This window comes from Kitasatospora putterlickiae (assembly GCF_039527695.1).
Taxonomy (GTDB): Bacteria; Actinomycetota; Actinomycetes; order Streptomycetales; family Streptomycetaceae; genus Kitasatospora; species Kitasatospora putterlickiae.
In genome coordinates this window covers 7,732-10,976 of the sequence record NZ_BAAAKJ010000434.1, presented here as the reverse complement: position 1 = coordinate 10,976, position 3,245 = coordinate 7,732, and the positions used below count along the sequence as shown (strand labels likewise).

Below are 3,245 nucleotides of genomic sequence, written 5' to 3'. Positions count from 1 at the left end.
CCTTCCCGCGCTCGTCCGGCTACCGCGCGGCGGCCGCCGCGCTCAGCCGCTCCACGGCCGCCGCGACCCGCTCGTCGGTCGCGGTGAACGCGACCCGCACGAACCGGGCGCCCGCCGGACCGTAGAAGTCACCGGGCGCCACCAGGATGCCCAGCTCCGCGAGTTCGGCCACCGTCTCCCAGCACGGCCGGTCCTGGGTCGCCCACAGGTAGAGGCTGGCCTCCGAGTGCTCGATCCGGAAGCCGTACGCCTCCAGCGCCGCCCGCAGCGCCGCGCGCCGGGCCGCGTACCGCTCCCGCTGCTCGGCGACGTGCGCGTCGTCCCCGAGCGCGGCGGCCGTCGCCGCCTGCACCGGGGCCGGCACGATCATGCCGCCGTGCTTGCGCACCTCCAGCAGCTCCTTGACCACCACCGGGTCGCCCGCCACGAAGGACGCGCGGTAGCCGGCCAGGTTGGAGCGCTTGGACAGCGAGTGCACCGCCAGCAGGCCCTCGTGGCCGCCCTCGCCGCACACCTCGGGGTGCAGCACGGAGACCGGCTCGGCCTCCCAGCCGAGCTCCAGGTAGCACTCGTCGCTGACCAGCAGCGCCCGGTGCTCGCGCGCCCAGGCCACCGCGCGGCGCAGCTCCCGCGCACCGAGCACCCGGCCGGTCGGGTTGGACGGCGAGTTGACCCAGAGCAGGCGCACCCGGGAGCCGTCCAGCTCGTCCACCGAGTCGTACTCGACCGGCTCGGCGCCGCACAGCCGGGCGCCCACCTCGTACGTCGGGTAGGCCAGCCGCGGGTAGGCGACCTGGTCACCGGGGCCGAGGCCCAGCTGGGTCGGCAGCCAGGCGACCAGCTCCTTGGAGCCGACGGTCGGCAGGACGGCCCGCGGGCCGATCTCGGCGCCGAGCCGGTGGCGCAGCCAGCCGGCGATCGCCTCGCGCAGTTCCAGCGGGCCCCAGACGGTCGGGTAGCCGGGGGTGTCGGTGGCCGCGGCGAGCGCCTTCTGGATCACCTCGGGCACCGGGTCGACCGGGGTGCCGACGGAGAAGTCGCAGAGCCCGCCGGGGTGGGCCAGCGCGGTCGTCTTGTACGGCTCCAGCTTGTCCCAGGGGAACACCGGCAGGAGGTCCGAAACGCGGCGCGCCGCCCCCGGGTGGCCCGGGAACGGCGCGTGCGTGCTGTTCTTGGTAGTCACAGCTCAGTTGCCACCAGTCGTCAGTGGTCGGCGTTCTGCGGCGGCAGAGCGGCGATGAACGGGTGGTCGCGCTCGATCAGGCCGAGCTTCGAGGCACCACCGGGCGAGCCGAGGTCGTCGAAGAACTCGACGTTCGCCTTGTAGTAGTCCTTCCACTCCTCCGGCGTGTCGTCCTCGTAGAAGATCGCCTCGACCGGGCAGACCGGCTCACAAGCGCCACAGTCGACACACTCATCCGGGTGGATGTAGAGCGATCGCTCGCCCTCGTAGATGCAGTCAACCGGGCACTCTTCGATGCACGCCTTGTCCTTGACGTCGACACAAGGCTGCGCGATGACGTAGGTCACGCTGTCGTTCCTCCTCGGAAGGGCTCGGCGGCCCATTCTGTTTTCTCGCGTGCGCGGGTGAGCGCGGCGTCGTCGATGCCCGCCCCTAGTATCGCGGGTCGGAGACCGCAAATGCACAGGAGGTGCCCAGATGGCCGCCGAAGGGCCGGTTCAGGACCGTCCGGAGGTCCGGATAGATCGCTCTGACGTGGGCCGCAGGGTCAGTGTCCGGCGGCTCTCCGGGTTCGCCGACGACCACCGGCCGGTGTTCCGCGATGTGATCGGTGTGCTCACATCCTGGGACGACGGCGGGCTCACGGTGGAACCGAAGGCCGGCGGGCCGGTCTCCTTCGACGAGCGGCTGCTGGTCGCGGGCAAGCCGGTGCCGCTCTTCCCGGCCCGGCGAGCGCCGCTGCCGCGGACCGGTCCAGCCGAGCTCCAGCGGATCGCCGCGCGCGGCTGGCCCGCCGTCGAGCGGGAGCCGCTGGGCGAGTGGACGCTGCGCGCCTCGGCCGGCTTCACCCGGCGGGCCAACTCCGTGCAGGCGCTCGGCGACCCCGGCATGCCCCTCGACCGGGCGCTCACCACCGCGCGCGAGTGGTACGCGGCGCGCGGGCTGCCGGCCTGGGTGGAGGTCACCACCCCCGGCACACCGGAGGCGCTGCGCGCCGAGCTGGACCGGCTGGGCGCGGCGTACGCGCCGACCCTGGTCCGGGTGGCCGGGCTCGCACCGCTGAGCCGGCTCGGGGACCGGGCCGGCCGGGACCGGGTGCGGCTGGCGCGGACCGCCTCGTCCGACTGGATGTCGCTGTACCGGCGGGTGAGTGGCGACCCGGCGGTGGAGGAGGCCGCCCGCGCGGTGGTCCACGGCGGCCCGTCGGTCTGGTTCGCGACCGTCCACGACGGCTACGGCTGCCAGGCCGAGGGCGACGGCACCCCGCCCGTGCTCGCCATCGGACGCTGTGTCGTCGACGGACCGTGGGCCTGCTTCAGCGCCGTCGAGGTCGCGCCGTGGGCCCGCCGCCGGGGCCTGGCCACGGCGGTGATGGCGGTGCTCGCCGCCCGGGCCGCCGAGGAGGGCGCGACCGGCGCCTACCTGCAGGTGGAGGCGGACAACGCCGGGGCGATCGCGCTCTATGACGGATTGGGCTTCACGACCAGTCACACTTACCACTACGCGCTCCTGCCCCAGGGATAGGGCGCCGCCCCGGAACCGCCCGTCCTGGAACCGCCCGTCCTACGAAAGCCGCCGCCACCGCCGTGACCGAGCAGAGCAGAGCACGCTTCCGGACCGAGGCCCGGGCCGAGCACCCCGATCCGGTGCTGCTGTGCCTGCTCGCGGCCGCCGAGCACACCCACGCCCCCGACCCCGACGACCCGGACGACCTCCAGGGCCCGCCCTCCGCCGACGCCCTGCTCGCCGCCTGCTCGGCGGCCCTGGAGCGGCACGCGGCCGCCGTCCGGCTCGCCGTCGCCGAGCGGGCCCCGGCCGGGCCGGAGGAGACCGCGGCGCTGCTGGCCGCCGTCCTCGGCGGGCGCGAGCGCTTCCACGGGCGGCAGTCCGACTACCGGCGGCTGGAGTCCTCGCTGTTGCCCGACGTGCTGCGGCGCCGGCGCGGGCTGCCGATCATGCTCGCCCTGGTCTGGTCCGCCGTCGCCCGGCGGGCCGGGCTCACCGTGCACGGCATCGCCCTGCCCGGCCACTTCATCGTCGCGGTCGGCGGGCCCGCCGGCGG

General features: G+C 74.9%; 3 protein-coding genes and 1 pseudogene. 2 read left to right on the top strand and 2 right to left on the bottom strand.

What is annotated here, in order from left to right; all coding sequences use genetic code 11:
• Positions 1 to 19: 19 nt before the first annotated feature.
• Complete coding sequence (dapC, locus tag ABD308_RS35620) at positions 20 to 1,183, bottom strand: succinyldiaminopimelate transaminase (protein ID WP_344344213.1); 1,164 nt, start codon at positions 1,181 to 1,183, stop codon at positions 20 to 22.
• Positions 1,184 to 1,203: 20 nt separating this feature from the next.
• The gene (gene fdxA, locus ABD308_RS35615) at positions 1,204 to 1,530 is read right to left on the bottom strand and encodes a ferredoxin (protein WP_030061559.1); all 327 of its coding nucleotides are present in this window, start codon (positions 1,528 to 1,530) and stop codon (positions 1,204 to 1,206) included.
• A 130-nt stretch (positions 1,531 to 1,660) separates the two neighbouring features.
• On the opposite strand from fdxA, the gene ABD308_RS35610 reads away from it, so the two are divergent.
• Together ABD308_RS35610 and ABD308_RS35605 are read left to right on the top strand one after the other, a co-directional pair.
• Positions 1,661 to 2,707, top strand: a complete 1,047-nt coding sequence (locus ABD308_RS35610; protein ID WP_344344209.1) for a GNAT family N-acetyltransferase — start codon at positions 1,661 to 1,663, stop codon at positions 2,705 to 2,707.
• Between the two features lie 62 nt (positions 2,708 to 2,769).
• A pseudogene (locus ABD308_RS35605) lies at positions 2,770 to 3,245 on the top strand (transglutaminase family protein); the annotation flags it as partial.